General features: G+C 72.1%; 12 protein-coding genes. 4 read left to right on the forward strand and 8 right to left on the reverse strand.

The features are described from left to right. Window positions 1-37 precede the first annotated feature (37 nt). Window positions 38-1,006, forward strand: a complete 969-nt coding sequence (locus ACX9TP_RS09295) for a hypothetical protein (RefSeq protein WP_482979375.1) — start codon at window positions 38-40, stop codon at window positions 1,004-1,006. Between the two features lie 120 nt (window positions 1,007-1,126). Here the strand turns inward: ACX9TP_RS09295 and rimO are convergent, their stop codons facing one another. The 6 genes from rimO to ACX9TP_RS09325 all read right to left on the reverse strand — a co-directional run bounded on the left by rimO (window position 1,127) and on the right by ACX9TP_RS09325 (window position 9,436). Continuing rightward, window positions 1,127-2,524 (reverse strand): 30S ribosomal protein S12 methylthiotransferase RimO, encoded by a 1,398-nt coding sequence (rimO, locus tag ACX9TP_RS09300; protein ID WP_482982139.1) that lies wholly within the window; start codon window positions 2,522-2,524, stop codon window positions 1,127-1,129. Window positions 2,525-2,556: 32 nt separating this feature from the next. Next, window positions 2,557-3,663, reverse strand: a complete 1,107-nt coding sequence (locus tag ACX9TP_RS09305) for a hypothetical protein (protein ID WP_482979376.1) — start codon at window positions 3,661-3,663, stop codon at window positions 2,557-2,559. 12 nt (window positions 3,664-3,675) lie between these two features. Then, window positions 3,676-4,173 (reverse strand): YajQ family cyclic di-GMP-binding protein, encoded by a 498-nt coding sequence (locus tag ACX9TP_RS09310; protein WP_482979377.1) that lies wholly within the window; start codon window positions 4,171-4,173, stop codon window positions 3,676-3,678. Between the two features lie 21 nt (window positions 4,174-4,194). Next, the gene (locus ACX9TP_RS09315) at window positions 4,195-5,835 is read right to left on the reverse strand and encodes a ribonuclease J (RefSeq protein ID WP_482979378.1); all 1,641 of its coding nucleotides are present in this window, start codon (window positions 5,833-5,835) and stop codon (window positions 4,195-4,197) included. A 108-nt stretch (window positions 5,836-5,943) separates the two neighbouring features. After that, on the reverse strand, window positions 5,944-6,426 hold the full coding sequence (locus ACX9TP_RS09320) for a hypothetical protein (RefSeq protein WP_482979379.1): 483 nt from the start codon (window positions 6,424-6,426) through the stop codon (window positions 5,944-5,946). A gap of 103 nt (window positions 6,427-6,529) precedes the next feature. After that, window positions 6,530-9,436, reverse strand: a complete 2,907-nt coding sequence (locus tag ACX9TP_RS09325; protein WP_482979380.1) for a serine/threonine-protein kinase — start codon at window positions 9,434-9,436, stop codon at window positions 6,530-6,532. 532 nt (window positions 9,437-9,968) lie between these two features. Here ACX9TP_RS09325 and ACX9TP_RS09330 point away from each other — a divergent pair. Next, on the forward strand, window positions 9,969-10,454 hold the full coding sequence (locus ACX9TP_RS09330; RefSeq protein WP_482979381.1) for a hypothetical protein: 486 nt from the start codon (window positions 9,969-9,971) through the stop codon (window positions 10,452-10,454). Between the two features lie 299 nt (window positions 10,455-10,753). After that, window positions 10,754-11,650: a MaoC family dehydratase gene (locus ACX9TP_RS09335; protein ID WP_482979382.1), complete on the forward strand. Its 897-nt coding sequence runs from the start codon at window positions 10,754-10,756 to the stop codon at window positions 11,648-11,650. A 74-nt stretch (window positions 11,651-11,724) separates the two neighbouring features. On the opposite strand, the gene ACX9TP_RS09340 is transcribed toward ACX9TP_RS09335, so the two are convergent. After that, window positions 11,725-12,936 carry a polysaccharide deacetylase family protein gene (locus ACX9TP_RS09340; protein ID WP_482979383.1) on the reverse strand — a complete coding sequence of 404 codons (1,212 nt, stop codon included), beginning with the start codon at window positions 12,934-12,936 and terminating at the stop codon, window positions 11,725-11,727. A gap of 211 nt (window positions 12,937-13,147) precedes the next feature. Between ACX9TP_RS09340 and ACX9TP_RS09345 the strand changes: the two genes are divergently transcribed. Further along, window positions 13,148-13,708, forward strand: coding sequence for a hypothetical protein (locus ACX9TP_RS09345; protein WP_482979384.1), 561 nt, complete (start codon window positions 13,148-13,150; stop codon window positions 13,706-13,708). A gap of 179 nt (window positions 13,709-13,887) precedes the next feature. Here the strand turns inward: ACX9TP_RS09345 and ACX9TP_RS09350 are convergent, their stop codons facing one another. Continuing rightward, window positions 13,888-14,910 (reverse strand): DUF3592 domain-containing protein, encoded by a 1,023-nt coding sequence (locus ACX9TP_RS09350; protein ID WP_482979385.1) that lies wholly within the window; start codon window positions 14,908-14,910, stop codon window positions 13,888-13,890. Window positions 14,911-14,947 lie beyond the last annotated feature (37 nt).

Below are 14,947 nucleotides of genomic sequence, written 5' to 3' on the forward strand. Positions count from 1 at the left end.
TCTCCTCCGGCCTTCACGTCCCACGACTGTCCTCCCCATGCGACCGCCCCCGACCGAATTCGACCGTCAGTACACAGAGCAGCGCCATTCCATCGAGCTGGCCCGCCTCTACCTGGAGAAGGAGGGCTTCGCGCGGATGCAGCGCGCGCTCGTGAAGGACGTGGAGCGGGGCAAGTTGACGAAGGAGGAGGGCGCGGGCGCCGTCCGCTACGCGCTCCTCGCCGTCGTCGAGCGCGTGGCCGCACGCGTCGGCTACACGCGCTACGTCGACCTGATGAAGGACCAGGAGATGGCGGACGCAATGCGCTTCGCCCTCGAAGACATCAGCGAGCGGCACAAGGTCGAAGCGCCCGAAGCCCGCGAGCGGCTGCGCCAGTCCACCTTCCAGACCGTGCTCCGTCACTGGCACCTCGTCGCCCACGAGCAGCGCGGCCGTCAGCGCTACGAGGTGACGGCGGACCTCGCGCGGCGCTTCTTGAGGGAGACCCCGCCCACGCTGCCCTGTGACGGGCTGAAGCTCCCCGTGGACTCGCTGGTGCTGGTGGTGCCCGAGGAGGTCGGCCTCGTGGGCCGGCTGCCCGGCGGCGGCCTGGCGCCCATCACCGAAATCTACGCGGTGGAGTCCCCCGCGCCCGAGGGGCGCTACTGGTTCCTCTGGCTCAGCCTGCGCGAGCCCTCGGGCACCTCGGCGTTCTCCCTCGTCAACGTGTACCTCGCGCCAGGGACGACGCTGGGCCAGGCTGTCCTCCTCACCCGCAACGAGGGCGGCCCCGGACAGGACCCGGGCTGGGAGAACGCCTGCGTGCTCCTGGCGGGCGCCGCGCACTACCTCGAGTCGGGCGGCACCACGCGCCAGGACTGGTACGACGAGACGGCGCGCGAGCTGCACGAGAAGCTGGCCGCGCTACCGAAGGGAATGCAGAAGGAGCGGGAGAAGCTGCGCGAGCGGCTGCAGGACGTCAGCCCCGGCCGTCGCATCCTCCTGGAGGAAGCGCCCTCGAAGTGAGCGCGTCGGGCCTGACGAACGCGCTGCCGGGGCGTCGCATCATCTGGGAGGCGACGCCCACGAAGTGAGCGCGTCGCACCGCACGGGCCGTGGCGTGCTCGCCACGGCCCGGGTGACTCACTACTCCGCGCGCGTCGCCGGGCGCGGCTTCGGCGTCATCGGAACCGGCGCGGGGTGCGCGTCGCGGGCGGTGTGCGTGCGCTGCTTCGGGTCCGGGCGCTCCACCACGCGAGCGACCAGGTCGTAGTCGTGGGCCTCCGTCACCTCCACCGTGACGAGCTCCCCCGGGTACGCCAGGCCGTCGTTGATGTACACGAGGCCGTCGATGTCCGGCGCCTGGCCCTGGTGGCGGCCCACCAGCAGGTGCTCCGTCTCCGGCGCGGGGCCTTCCACCAGCACCTCCAGCCGCTTCCCCACGAGCTTCTTGTTCTGCTCGCGGTTGATGCGCTTCTGGATGGCCATCACCTCGCGCCACCGGCGCTCAATCGTCTTCTGCGGCACCTTGTCCGGCAAATCGTACGCGGCGGTGCCCTCCTCGTCGGAGTACTGGAAGACGCCCAGCCGCTCGAAGCGCTGCGCCTTCACGAACTCCTTCAGCATCTCGAAGTCCTCTTCCGTCTCCCCCGGCAGGCCGACGATGAGCGAGGTGCGCATCACCAGCCCGGGCACGCGCTCGCGCAGCTTCGTCAGCAGGCCCTTGAGGAACTCCGAGTTGCGGCCGCGCTTCATGGACAGGAGCAGCTTGTCGCTGACGTGCTGCACCGGCATGTCCAGGTAGCGGGCAATCTTCGGCTCCGACGCCATGACCTCGATGAGCTCGTCCGGGAACACGCGCGGGTAGGCGTAGTGGAGGCGGATCCACTTCACGTCCACCTGCACCAGCGCCTTGAGCAGATCATGCAGCTTCGGCTTGCCCGGCAGGTCATGCCCGTACGCGGTGAGGTCCTGCGCGACGAGGTTCAGCTCCTGCACGCCGCTCTCCGCCAGCCGCTTCGCCTCGACGAGGATGTCGTCGATGGGACGCGAGCGCTGCCCGCCGCGCAGCGTGGGGATGATGCAGAAGGCGCAGGCGTTGTCGCAGCCCTCGGACACCTTGAGGTACGCCGTGTACTTCGGCATCGAGTTGACGCGCGGCGTGTTGGCGTCGTGGATGTAGTCGGGGTCCGGAATCACCTGACGCGGCGACGCCTCGGCGGCGAGCAGGTCACCAATCTGGGCGTAGGCGCTGGTGCCCAGGAAGTGGTCGACCTCCGGCATCTCCTTCGACAGCTCCTGGCCGTAGCGCTGGGACAGACAGCCCGTCACCACCAGCGTCTGGCAGGCGCCGGACTTCTTCAGCTCCGCCATCTCCAGGATGGAGTCCACCGACTCCTGCTTCGCCGGGCCGATGAAGGCGCACGTGTTGACGACGATGACCTGGGCCTCGGAGGCCTCCTGCACCAGCTTGTAGCCGTGGTGCTGCAGCGTGCCCAGCATCACCTCGGAGTCCACCCGGTTCTTCGGGCAGCCGAGGGTCATCATGTACAGGCTCTTGGTGTCTTCCACTGCGTCTACCGCTTTCCGAGTTCGGTTCGCTCGAAGTGGTCTCCACTCCAGGCGAAGTTCATGGTCGCGCCGTTCGAGTAACCGATGGCCAGCGCTCCCTCTTCATCAAGCTCCATCGAAGCGGCCCGGCCCAGCGCGCAGGTGGCAGCCGGCCACTCGAGCACTCGAAGCGCCGTCTTCCCTGTCACCAGGTACAGCCCCAGCCGCAATTCACTTTCGGAGTCACACCGACCGTCGACGGCATACGGATTCTTCCCCGTGAGCACCGAGACAATCGGGCGCCCGTCCGGCAGGCTGAGCGTCTCCGGGACATTCACGCCCATCTTCTCCGCGTCCAGCGCCTGGGGCACCACCAGCGCGCGCAGCGAGGCGGGAGTCAGGGCCACGTCCGCCTGCGCCCAGGCCGGGTAGCTGAACGCGTCCCAGCCCAGCCAGCCGTCCTTCGCCGGCTCCAGCGCGGTGACGGCCTCCGGCGGCTTGAGCTTGAGCGCCTTGCGCACGTCGTCCGGCAGCCGGAGCGCGTCGCCCACCATGGTGCCGCTCTGGCAGTTGGAGACGGACGTCGTCTTGCCGCCCGTGCCGTCCTGGTCCTCGTAGGTGAGGCACACATCCATCACCAGCGGGTCCTTCGCGGGGAAGCGGGGGAAGGCGCGCACGGGGATGGCGGCCATCAGCGCCAGCGTGTTGCCCCGGCGCTGCACGGCCGCGTTCACCTTCTCCTGGGCGAAGGCCGGCGTGCCGCTCTCCGCGCCCGACGCGCGCTTGCCGTCGAAGGCGAAGCGCCACGTGTGGCCGGTGGCGGTGGGGCCGGCGCCCGGGAAGAAGAGGGACACGGTGAGCAGGTCGGCCGCGCCGAGCTGGTCGTCCGTGGCCTCCACGCCCACGAAGAGGGTGTCCTTGCGGAAGCCCACCTTCGCGGTGAAGGACGCGCTGGCCCCCGCCGCGGGCGCGGGCTTGAGCACCAGCGGCGAGGCGAGGCCCTTGAGGCCCCCCTGGAAGCTCGGAGCCTTCGCCAGCGAGGGCACGGGCTTCGAGACGCGCTCCGCCTCCTGGGCGGAAGCCACGGCCGGGGCGCAGAGCATGAAGAGGGACAGGGCGGCGGCGGCGCGCATGGGGCGTCTTCTCTAATCGCGGAAGTTGGTGAACTGCATGTCCAGCTTCAGTCGGTCCTGCTCCTGGCGGAACAGGGCGATGGCGGCCTGGAGGTCGTCCCGGTTCTTCCCGGTGACCCGGAGCTGATCCGCCTGGATGGAGCCCTGCACCTTCATCTTCGAGTCCTTCAGGAGCTTCACCAGCTCCTTGGACTTCTCCACGGGGATGCCCTGCTGGAGCTTGATGACCTGCTTCACGTTGTGCAGGCCCGTCTTCTCGATGTCGCCGTACTCCAGCGCGCGCAGGCTGATGTTGCGCTTGGCCAGCTTCACCAGCAGCACCTCCTTGGCGGCCTGGACGCGCTCTTCACTGTTGGCCTTCACGGTGATGGCGGTATGGTCCGGGGCGACCACGACGTCCGCCTGGGTGCCCTGGAAGTCATAGCGGGTGCTGAGCTCCTTCTTGGTCTGGTTGACCGCGTTGTCGAGCTCGGCGAGGTCGATTTTCGAGACGACGTCGAAGGATGGCATCGGCTGCGGCCCTTACCATACCTACACCCGGACGACCATGGGCACCACCAGGGGCCGCCGGGAGGTGTACAGCTTGAAGGCGCGGCGCACCGCCCGGGTGAGTTCCTCTCGCACCAGGGCGTCATCCCCCCGGAGCTGGGGCGACAGGGCCTCGAAGAGGGCGCGGGCCTCCTGGGCGACCCGGGGAAGGATCACCTGCTCGTCCAGGTTCAGTCCCTGGCCTGACAGTTGCGGCCCGGCCACCAGCTTCTGGTTGTCCCGCTGGAGCACGACGACGGCCGCCACCATGCCCGTTTCCGACAGCCTCACGCGCTCCTGGAGTGCGTCCGGGGTGATGATGCCGCTGCTGGAGCGGTCCTTGAGGATGCGGCCCGACGGCACGCTGCCGCTGAAGCGGCCCCGGCCCCCGTCGAACGTCACCACGTCCCCGTCCTGCGCCAGCAGGCACTGCGCGGGCTCCATCCCGGCCTCGCGCGCGGTGGCCAGGTGCCGGTGCAGGTGGCGGCCCTCTCCGTGGACGGGGACGAAGTGGCGCGGGCGGACCAAATCCAGCACCCGCCGCTGCTGCGGCCGGCTGGCGTGGCCGGAGACGTGGACTCCCGGCTCCAGCTGCGCGTAGGCGACCTTCGCGCCGCGCCACTGGAGGTCGTCGATGAGGGCGCCCACGGAGCGCTCGTTGCCGGGGATGGGGCGCGAGCTGAGCACCACCAGGTCGCCCGGGTCCAGGCGCACGGGGCCGTCGCCGGAGGCGAGCTGCGACAGGCCCGCGCGGGGCTCGCCCTGCGCGCCGGTGGTGATGACGAGCACGCGGTGGGCCGCCAGCTGCGACACTGTGTCCAGGTGGATGAAGAGCGAGTCGGGCACGTCCAGGTAGCCCAGCTCGCGCGCCATCTCCACGTTGCGAATCATGCTGCGGCCCTGGAGGGCCACCTTGCGCCCCAGCCGCTCGGCCAGCGCCAGCAGGTGCCGCACGCGGTGCAGGTTGGAGGAGAAGAGGGCGACGACGATGCGGCCGGTGGCGCCGGTGAAGAGGCGCTCGAAGGTCTGCTCCACCACGCGCTCGCTGCCCGTCTCCTCGGTGAGCTCGGAGTTGGTGGAGTCCGACAGGAGGCACAGCACGCCTTCTTCACCGGCCTCGCCCCAGCGCTCCAGGTCCGTGCGCAGCCCGTCGATGGGGTCCGGGTCCAGCTTGAAGTCCCCGGTGTGGATGAGCGTGCCCTCGGGGGTGCGGATGATGTAGCCCACCGCGTCCGGCACGGTGTGCGTGACGCGGCTCGCCTCCACCTTGAACGCGGTGCCCACGGGGAAGGGCTCGCGCGGCTCGATTTCGCGCAGGTCCGCGTCCAGTCCCATCTCGTGGAGCCGGTGGCGCGCCATGGCCAGCGTGAAGCGCGTGCCGTAGACGGGGACGGGCACCTCGTTGAGCAGGTACGGGAGCGCGCCGAGGTGGTCCTCGTGGCCGTGCGTGAGCACCACGCCCTTGAGCTGGGCGGCGTTCTGCTTCAGGTGGGTGAAGTCCGGGATGATGATGTCCACTCCGGGCATCCCCGCCGAGGGGAACATCAGCCCGGCGTCGATGAGCAGCATCTCCCCGCGACAGGCGACGACCATGGAGTTGAGGCCGATTTCGCCGAGACCGCCCAGGGGAATGACGTGAAGCATTTGACGGGAGTCTAAGGACTCACGCCGTCGCGCGCGGTGGAAAGTTGCATGGCGAGGAGGCAGGAGGGCGACCATGCCCGTCCGCCAGCCCCCCTGGCCGGCGGCGCCTCACGAAATGCGGATGGGGATGCCCTTGCCGCGCGTCCCGCCGCAGTCCACCACCTGGCAGGCGGCGCGCCCGAGCCGGAGGAACGGCAGGAAGACGTGCGGCAGGTGGACCCACGGCTTCTGCGCGGTGCCACACCAGGGCTTCAGGGGCGAGCCGTGCCACGGCCTGAGCGGCAGGGGCGCCGTGGGGAGGCGGGGCCCGCACGCGCTGATGCGGATGGGGATGCCCCGGCCGGCGGGTGGCGCGAAGCGGTCCACGACAGGCTCACCCTGGCCCTTGCGCGGACCCGCGGGGCGGGGCGTGGACGGCATGGGCCAGCGCGGCGTCTGGGGCAGCAGCTCCTTCAGCACGTGCCCCAGCAGCCGGAGCTGCGGGAACAGGGCCCGGAAGGCCGGCGTCCGCGCGGAGGCGGCGGACAGGAGGGCGGCGGCGGGACGCGAGACGGCGGGGCTGGTGGGCGCCTGCTGGGACGGGATGCGCACGGCGTGACTCCGGTCGGGTGGAACGACACCCGCGTAGACCTTCTGCCCTGGTTATCGGGGCGAGGGCCTCCGGAAGTGCTTGGCAAAGCGCCGACGCGGCAGGTCAGGGGGCTTGGGTCCGGGGAGACCCGTGACGCCGGCCCTTCAGCCACTCCCGGACATGGCCGGCCTCGGCGGAGAAGGTGGCGGCATCCGAGGCGTAGAAGTCCAGGGCCTGGGTGGCCAGCGCGCGGGCGCGGGGAGCGTCCCTCGCGGCCAGGGCCCGGGCGAGGGCGAAGCGCGTCTTCGCGAGGTCCTCTCCCGGGCCGGGGTTGCTCGTGCGCAGGGCGAGCGCGCGCTCCAGCGAGGCGTGGGCCTCGCGCGACTGTCCCTGGGCCAGCAGGGCCTGCCCCAGCGTGGTGAGCGGCGCGGCCACGTCCGGGTGGTCCTTCTGGAAGGCCTCGTAGGCCTCCACGCCGCGCCGGGCGAAGTCCACCGCGTCGCGCGGCCGGCCCTCGCGCAGGGCCAGCTCACCGAGCGCCGTCAAGTCGGTGGCCGTCTCCGGGTGCGCGGGGCCGTAGGCCTTCAGGTCCAGGGCCAGGGCGCGCTCGCGCAGGGGGCGGGCCTCCGCATGGCGGCCGAGCGCCTCCAGCGCGTCCGCGAGATTGTTGAGCGGATAGCTCAGCGTGGCGCTGTCGGGGCCCAGCACCTGCTCCTCCAGGGTGATGGCCCGTTGCAGGAAGGGCATGCCCTCCTCGTAGCGGCGGCTGGACACCAGGTGGTAGCCCACGGCGTTGGCGGCCATGGCCGTCTGTGGATGGTCCGGGCCCATCACCCGCTCGGTCGTCTCCAGCACGCTGCGCAGCAGGCCCGCGGCGCGCTCCGTGTCCGGCGTGCGGGACAGGGCCGCGGCCTGGTTGCGGAGCGACTCCACGGTGAGCAGGTGCTCGGCGCCGAAGGACTTCTCGCGCAGCCTGGCGGAGCGGCCGAAGGCCTCGGCGGCCTGGGCGTACTGGCCCCGGAGGAAGGCGTTGCGGCCCAGGCTCGTCTGGAGCAGCGCCTCCAGTTCAGGGGCACCGCCGGCGCGCTCGATGGAGGAGCGGGCCTGCGCGACGCTCCACTCCTCGAGCGTGGGCTCGGAGGAGACAGTGGTGACGAGGCGCGCGGCGGCACGGGCGGCGAGCTCGTCATGGCGCAGGGCCTGCGCGGTGAGCAGCGACTCGCGCAGCGCGGCCTGGGCGCGGGCCTCGTCGCCCGTGACGAGCCCGAGCCGGCCCTCCAGCTCCAGTGCCTCCGCGAGCACCGGCCGGGCGCCGGACGCTCGCGACTGCTCCAGCGCCGTCTTCAGCTCTTCCCGGGCCCGGGCATAGCGGCCCGCGTCCACCAGCGCGGTGGCGCGGTCCACGTGGGCGCGCAGGGACTGGACGCGCTCGCGCTGCTCGGGGGACTCGGGCAGGCCGCGCTGCAGGGCCTCCACGTCCGCGCAGCCGGACACGGGCGGCAGCCGCTGCGCCGTGTCCAGCGCGGCGTCGAGCGACTCCACGTCCGTCTGCGCGAGCACGCCCGTCACCGCGTCGAGCGCGGAGCGGCGCCGGTCCAGGCAGGCCATGCGCAGCGACAGCACCTCGTCGGACTGGTGGCCGCGCACGCGGGTGGCCTCGCAGGCCTCGCGGTGCATGCCGGTCCACTCGCGCGCGAAGCCGTCGAGCGCCGCCGCCACGCGGGTGAAGGCCGCGGAGGCGTGGGGCCGGCCCGTGGCGGTGAAGGCCTTCTGGAGGTCGGCCTTGCGCTGCGCGTCCCAGACGCCGGCCAGCCGCGCCTCGGCGCCGAGGCACAGGGCCTGACGGCTGTTGCCCATCCACCAGGTGACGCCCACGGCGCCGGTGAGCAGCAGCGCGGCGGCGGCCACGGCCCCACGGACGCGCCAGGCCGCGGAGGGGTCCCGGCCGAGCTCGTCCAGCAGCACCGCCATGGACGGGTAGCGGGCCTCGGGGGCGGGGGACAGGCCGCGTGAGATGGCGCGGAGCAGCCAGGCGGGAACGCGGCTGCCGCGGGGCGGCGGGCGCACGCGGCCGGCGCTCACCTCGAGGAGGTACTCCGCCGAGCGCTTTCCCTCGAAGGGAAGCTGTTCGTAGAGGGCTTCGTAGAGGGAGGCGCAGAAGCTGAACTGGTCTCCGCGCGCGTCGGTGCGCCCGTCTTCATGCTGCTCGGGCGGCATGTACGCGGGCGTGCCCATGACGAGGCCGGCCTCGGTGAGGGGCGACTCCAGCAGGTCATTCTGGAGGATGGGCACCTTCGCGGGCGCGGTGCGCCGGCCCGCCTCCGCCGCCTCGAGGTCCGCGGTGGTGCGCGCCAGCCCGAAGTCCGTCACCTGCGCGCGGCCTTCCTGGCTGACGAGCACGTTGGCGGGCTTGAAGTCGCGGTGCACGAGGCCCGCCGCATGGGCCGCCGCGAGTCCCCGTCCGGCCTGGCGGAAGACCTCCAGCACCTCGCGCCAGGTGCGGTGCTCGGCGCGGAGCCAGTGGCGCAGCGACAGGCCGTCCACCAGCTCCATGGCGATGAAGACGCGCCCGGCGAAGGTGCCCGCGTCGTGGACGGAGACGACGTTCGGGTGGGAGAGGCGGGCCATGGCCTGGGCTTCGCGCAGCAGGCGCGAGGCTCCGTCGGCGCGGACCACGGTGTCGGCATCCGGGTGCAGCAGCTTGATGGCGACGCGCCGGTGCAATTCCGGGTCATAGGCGCTGTAGACGACGCCCATGGCGCCGGAGCCCAGCTTGTCGAGGATGTGGTAGCGGCCCACCGAGGCGCGTGAGGGCGGCTCGCGGTCCGCGGGGACCTTGCGTCCGGGGACGGTGGGGATTGCGTCGGCGGGGGAGAAGGGCTCGGGGCTGGCGCGCTCGGGTGGAGGGGCGCGGGGGCTGGCGCTGGGCGGCGGAGCGGGGCGTGCGCTGGCGCCCGGGGGCTGCGAGGGCGGAGGGATGCGGACGCTGGCGCCCTGGGGGGGCGCGGGAGGCGGGACTATCAGCGTCACCTGCGCGGGCGGGGTGGCGGGGCTCGCGGCGGCAGGGGCGGGCGCGGCGGTGTGGCCAGGAACTGCAGCAGGTGTGGGCCCGGGCGCGGCGGTGTGGCTCGGTGCGGAAGGGGCAGGCGCGGCGCGAGCAGTGGCGGCATGCGGGGACGCTGGGACAGCGGCGTGGCCAGGAGAAGCAGCAGGCGCGGGCCCGGGCTCGGCGTTGTGGCTCGGTGTGGAAGGGGAAGGCGCGGCGCGGGCAGCGGCGGCATGCGGGGACGCTGGGGCAGCGGCGTGGCCAGGAGCAACAGCGGCAGGCCCGGGCCCGGGCGCGGCGCTGTGGCTCGGCGCGGAAGGCACAGGCGCGGCGCGGGCAGAGGCGGCATGCGGGGCCGCAGGGGCAGCGGCGTGGGCAGGAGCAGCGGCAGGCGTGGGCGGGGCGGTGCGGGCCGGGCCCGCGGCAGCGTTCGGAGTCGCGGCTGCTCGCCCGACGGAGGCAGGCGGCACGGCGGCGGGACTCGCCTCTGACGTCGCGGATGGAGGTGAAGACGCGGTGACTGGCTCGGCGGGCACGGGCGTCGCGGACCGCTTGCCTGGCTTCGAGGGCGCGGGCTGCGCGGCGCCGTTGCCAGGAGTCGAGCTCGTGGGCGGAACCGACGCGTGCCCCGGGTTCGCCCGTGCAGCCCCCGGGGCCGGCGGCGGCGAGACAATCGTCGGTGCTTCGGGCCGCTCGGGCGGCGGCGAGACAATCGTCGCGGGAACGCGCGGCTCGGGCTGCGGCGAGACGAGCGTGGCGGGCTCGGGCGCGACGTTGACCTCCGTGCGCGCTTCCGATGAGCCCTGGCTCGCGCCCGTCCACGCCTTCGAGAGCCGGGCGATGACGATGGGCTCTGTCACACGCTCCTCATCGCCGCCGCCCAGCGCGTCGCTTCCCGGTGCGGCGGTATTCCTGCCCGTCACCTCGTCCTCCGGCGCGGGGACACGCCGGTGCGAAGCCGTGCCCGGAGGCGTCACCCGGGCCAGGAGCGCCGCGCACTGACGGCACCCTTCCGCGTGGCGACGCAGCCGATTGGCCTCCACGGAGGGAAGCATCCCGGCGGCGAGCGAACGGGCGGTCTTCTCATCGAAGCAGGACACGGCCGGGATGTTCCCCCACGCTCCGTGTCCGTGAGAAGGGGCCCACCCCGGAGCCCGGGGACTTGCTTTCCCCAGGCAACTTCAGGCAGGGCCCGCCATCCGAGTGGATTCCCGTGCACCGGGCCCGAGACTCCGCTTCCCGTCGGCTGCGACGCATGCTGCCATGCGGCGCGTCCGGCCGATTCCCGACAGGAGTCCTTCGTGTCCGCCACTTCGCGTGTCCTCGAGCTCACCTCGCCTCCGCCGCTCGCGCGGGAGCTGCTGCGCGCCGCCGTGGCCCGCCGCCCCTCGCGCCCCGGCGAGGTGCCCCGGCTGGAGGTGAAGCTGCGGCACTTCTCGCCGGACCCGGTCCAGCTCGCGCGCTACCGCGAGGTCTGCGGCTTCCCCGCCGACGGCCATCTGCCGTTGCCCTTTCCCCAGGTGCTCGCCGCGCCGCTGCACATCGCGCTGCTCAACCACCCGGACTTTCCCTACCGGCTGCTGGGCATGATTCACGTGCGCAATCGCATCCACCAGCACCGCCGGCTCGTGGAAGGCACCGCGCTCTCCGTGCACACGTGGGTGGAGGGCCAGCGCGAGGTGCGGCTGGGACGCGAGCTGGACCTGCACACCCACGTCGAGGTGGAGGGCACGCCCGTCTGGAGCGCCCTCACCACCATGCTCCGTCGCCTCCCCGGCGCCGATGCGCGCCCGCGCGAGCCGAAGCCCGTGGGCATGTCCGCCGCCACGGAAGAGGACACGCTCTTCGCGAACAGCCGCCCCGCGAGCTGGACGGTGCCCGAGGATACCGGCCGGCGGTACGCGAAGGCCTCGGGGGACTACAACCCCATCCACCTGTATGCCCTCACCGCGCGCTTCTTCGGTTTCCCGCGCGCCATCGTTCACGGCATGTGGACCGTGGGGCGCTGCGTGGCGGAGATGGGCGAGGCCGCGGAGGCCGGCGCTCTCACGCTCACCTCGGAGTTCCGCCGCCCGCTGCTGCTCCCCTCGCGCGTGGTGTTCCAGACCGCACCGCGGCAGGACGGCGCGGTGGCTTACCGCGTGAGGGCAGAGGACGGGCAGCCCCACGTCCACGGCGAGCTGACGCCGGGCGCCTGAGCCTCGTCTGCCCATTCCCCGGGGCTGCGGCGGCTCCTGAAGCCGCGCCCCGGGGCCCCACGCTTCACGGCCGCTCAGGGAATCAGCGACACGTCATCCAGGTACAGCGTGCCCTGGTCCCCGCCCGACGCGTCCTGGAAGTACAGGTCCACCAGCGTCCCCGAAGAGATTCCCAGGCTGCTCAGCGGCACCGTCACCTTCTGCCACGTGCCCGCGGCGATGGGCGCCCCCAGCGCCGAGTCCAGCGACACGGCCCCGAGCGTCTGCGTGCCGTCATGGAGCACCACCTGCACGGACTGCCCGCCCGTGGTGCCGCCGTGCACCCACAGCTCCAGGGCCTGGTACCCGGACAGGTCCACCCCCGGGTGGTGGAACATCAGCCCCGCCCAGTCGTCCGGCTCGAAGCGGATGGCGCTGGAGCCCGCGTGCACCACGCCCGTCTCGTCGAGCGAGTGCGTCGCCCAGCTCCAGTCCTGGAAGCCGCCCTCCAGCGCGTCCGTGTAGATGGGCAGGCCCACCGTCGGGTCCGGCTCCGTCTTCCCCTCCATCATCGCCACGCCCTGGGCCAGCGTAACGGTGAGCGCGCCGCGCGTGCGGATGTAGTCGAGGATGGCCGCGAAGTTGGCCGTCTTGTACTGCGTGTCGCGCGTGGGCGTGCCGTCCACGAACTCGTGGAACACGAGGATGAGCCAGCTCTTCTCGGCGATGGCCTGGTCAATCCACCCGCGCACCGTGGCCACCGTCACCGAGCGCGCCACGTCATTGGCGCGCAGTTCGTACACCACCGTGTCGCGGAAGTTGCGGCCGGCGCTCACGGTGCGACTGCTGGCGTAGTGCTGCTTGATGCCCGCGAGCGCGGTGCCGTCGTAGATGCCGTAGGGCACCACGAAGTGGGGCACGGCGGGCAGGTTCAGGTTGCTCACCAGCCACGCCTGCGAGTCCTGCAGCTCGGAGGTGAGCTGGGGCGCGGTCAGCGTCGTCAGGTCCGGGTGCGTGAGCGTGTGGCTGGCGATGTCGTTGCCCTCGCTGACGAGCGTCCGCGCCTGGGTCGGCGTCATGTAGCCGCCCCAGCCCTGCGCGAGGGCCTGGGTGATGAGCGCGTAGGTGGCGTCCATGTTCCGCGCGTTGAGCGCCGGACGCGCCTTCGTGTACTGCGTGGCCCAGCCGTCATCCAGGGTGATGGTCACCATCCCCTGCTCGAAGGGATTGGCGGCGGACGCGGGCAGCGCCAGCGCCAGGAAGCACAGCGTGACAATCCCTCTCAAGGCCTTGCGCGAGTCCAACATGGGGTGCCCCCTCCAGGCGCCACGCAGGTGTGGCGTGGGGTGGGGGCGATAGCAGACGTCCCGTGCGCCGGGCAATCGAGCAGGCAGGCCCGCCAGTCCTCGCATGGCGCCCGCGTCCGTGGGCGTAAAGCGGCGGAAAAGCAGCGGGATTCGAGGCGCGCTTCACCCTGTTCGTCAGGACTCGCAGCACTTCACGAAAGGGATATGTCACATGAGGAAGATCGCGGCGCTCGCATGTCTGTTGGGACTGCTTGGGGCCATTCCCGCCCAGGCCGCCGAGCTCAAGGACGTATTCGGCAAGGAGGTTCCCATCGGGCAGGGGCGTCCCACGCTGGTGCTCTATGCCAACCGTGGCACTCGTGACGAGCTGCGTCAGACCGTCTACAAGTTCATCTACGCCGTGCGCGAGCAGAAGCCCATCGTCGTGGTGCACGTGGACCTGCGGGACGTGCCCGGCCTCTTCAAGGGCATGGCGAAGGGTGAAATCAAGAAGAGCCACCAGGAGTCGCTCGACCTGATGCGCGACGAGTTCCGTGCGCACGGGCAGGCGGCGCCGGCCGAGATGGAGTCGTCGCTCTTCATGGTGGCGGACTCCAAGGGTGAGCCGCACAAGTCCGTGGGCCTGAAGAAGGGCTTCGACCAGGTCGTCGCGGCGGTGCTGAACCCTTCCGGCCAGGAAGTCGCTCGCGGCCCCTTCCCGGACAGCGCCCGCAAGCTCAGCCAGGCCATGGGCAGCAACGCGCCGGCCAGGGTGGCTGACCGGACGCCCTGACCAAGAGAGTCACCGGCCGAGCGGCCGCTGACGGACGCATTCCGCGGGTGCTCCCTCCTTGGAGGGGCACCCGCGGCGCGTTTCTGGCCCTTCCATGGGCGGACCGGGCCTTCGAGGTGACCCGGTCGCAGCACCTCCAAGGAGGGCAGGGGCCCGCCGTGGCGCCTGCCCTTCGCGGCTCAGGCGGACAGCGCGGTCGCTCCGCCCTCCCGGCCGAGCCTCAACTGGGAGCGCAGCCAGGCCGACAGGGCCTCCGCCCGCTCCGCGTCGGACACGTCGACGATGACCTCCCGGCGGGGCCCGCCGTCGCCGGGGAGCTCGAGGGTGGGGCGGTACGTCGTCCGGATGCCCTTGCCCGTCTTCTGCTGGTGGGGCTCCACCGTGACGGCCTGGACTTCGTCCCACGCCACGTCCAGCCGCGCGTTGCGACCGGAGATGGCGGGCACGGACAGCCGCCGTGCGCGGGAATCCAGCACGAGGTCGTAGTGGCCGGACACCACGCGCGCCCGCGTCCACCGGAACGCATACACCCCCGCCGCCGCGACGGCCCCCCAGGTGAGGAGGGCCACGGGCAGCGGCGGGTCGAAGTCCGTGGGGATGCCCACGATGAACAGGGACGCGAAGCCCGCGCCGCCCGCACCGAAGGCACCCGCGAGCTTCGGCGAGACGTCATTGAGCGTCACGTGCAGCCTGCCTTCCTTCTGCACGGCCGCCACCGCCGTGTCCTCCGGCCGTTTGCCCTGGAGCGCGCCGAGCGCGAGGCCCACCATCAGCAGGTTGAAGGGCAGCAGGAACAGCAGCAGGAAGAGGTCTCCCCCGTGGATGCCAGGCTCCAGCACGGAGTCGGTGGCATCCGGGGCGTGGAACACCGTGACGGGCGAGCCCACGGGGTAGCGCCGCACCAGCGCTTCGGCCGCCCCGTGGTTGGAGGTGCTCCAACTGGAGAAGCGGTGCTGGTGGCCCTCGTACGGCCTGCCGTCGACGGAGTAGCTGTACCGCACGGCCAGCTTGTACGTGGTGCTCTTGCTGCCCCGGGACGTGCTGACGGAGCTGTGGGTGATGGTGCCCGGGGCCTCGGGCCAGGACGTCGCCCGGAGGCCCTTCACCATGCCTTGGAGGGCGAACCCATCCGCCACCAGGGTGAGCGAGGACCAGAAGAGCAGGAACACCAGCGACGTGGACGCGCCCAGGATGCGGAGCATGGGCCGCATCCTACCCTGAAGCTGGAGGGCCCCGGGT

The sequence above is a fragment of the Pyxidicoccus sp. M15 genome (assembly GCF_056858435.1).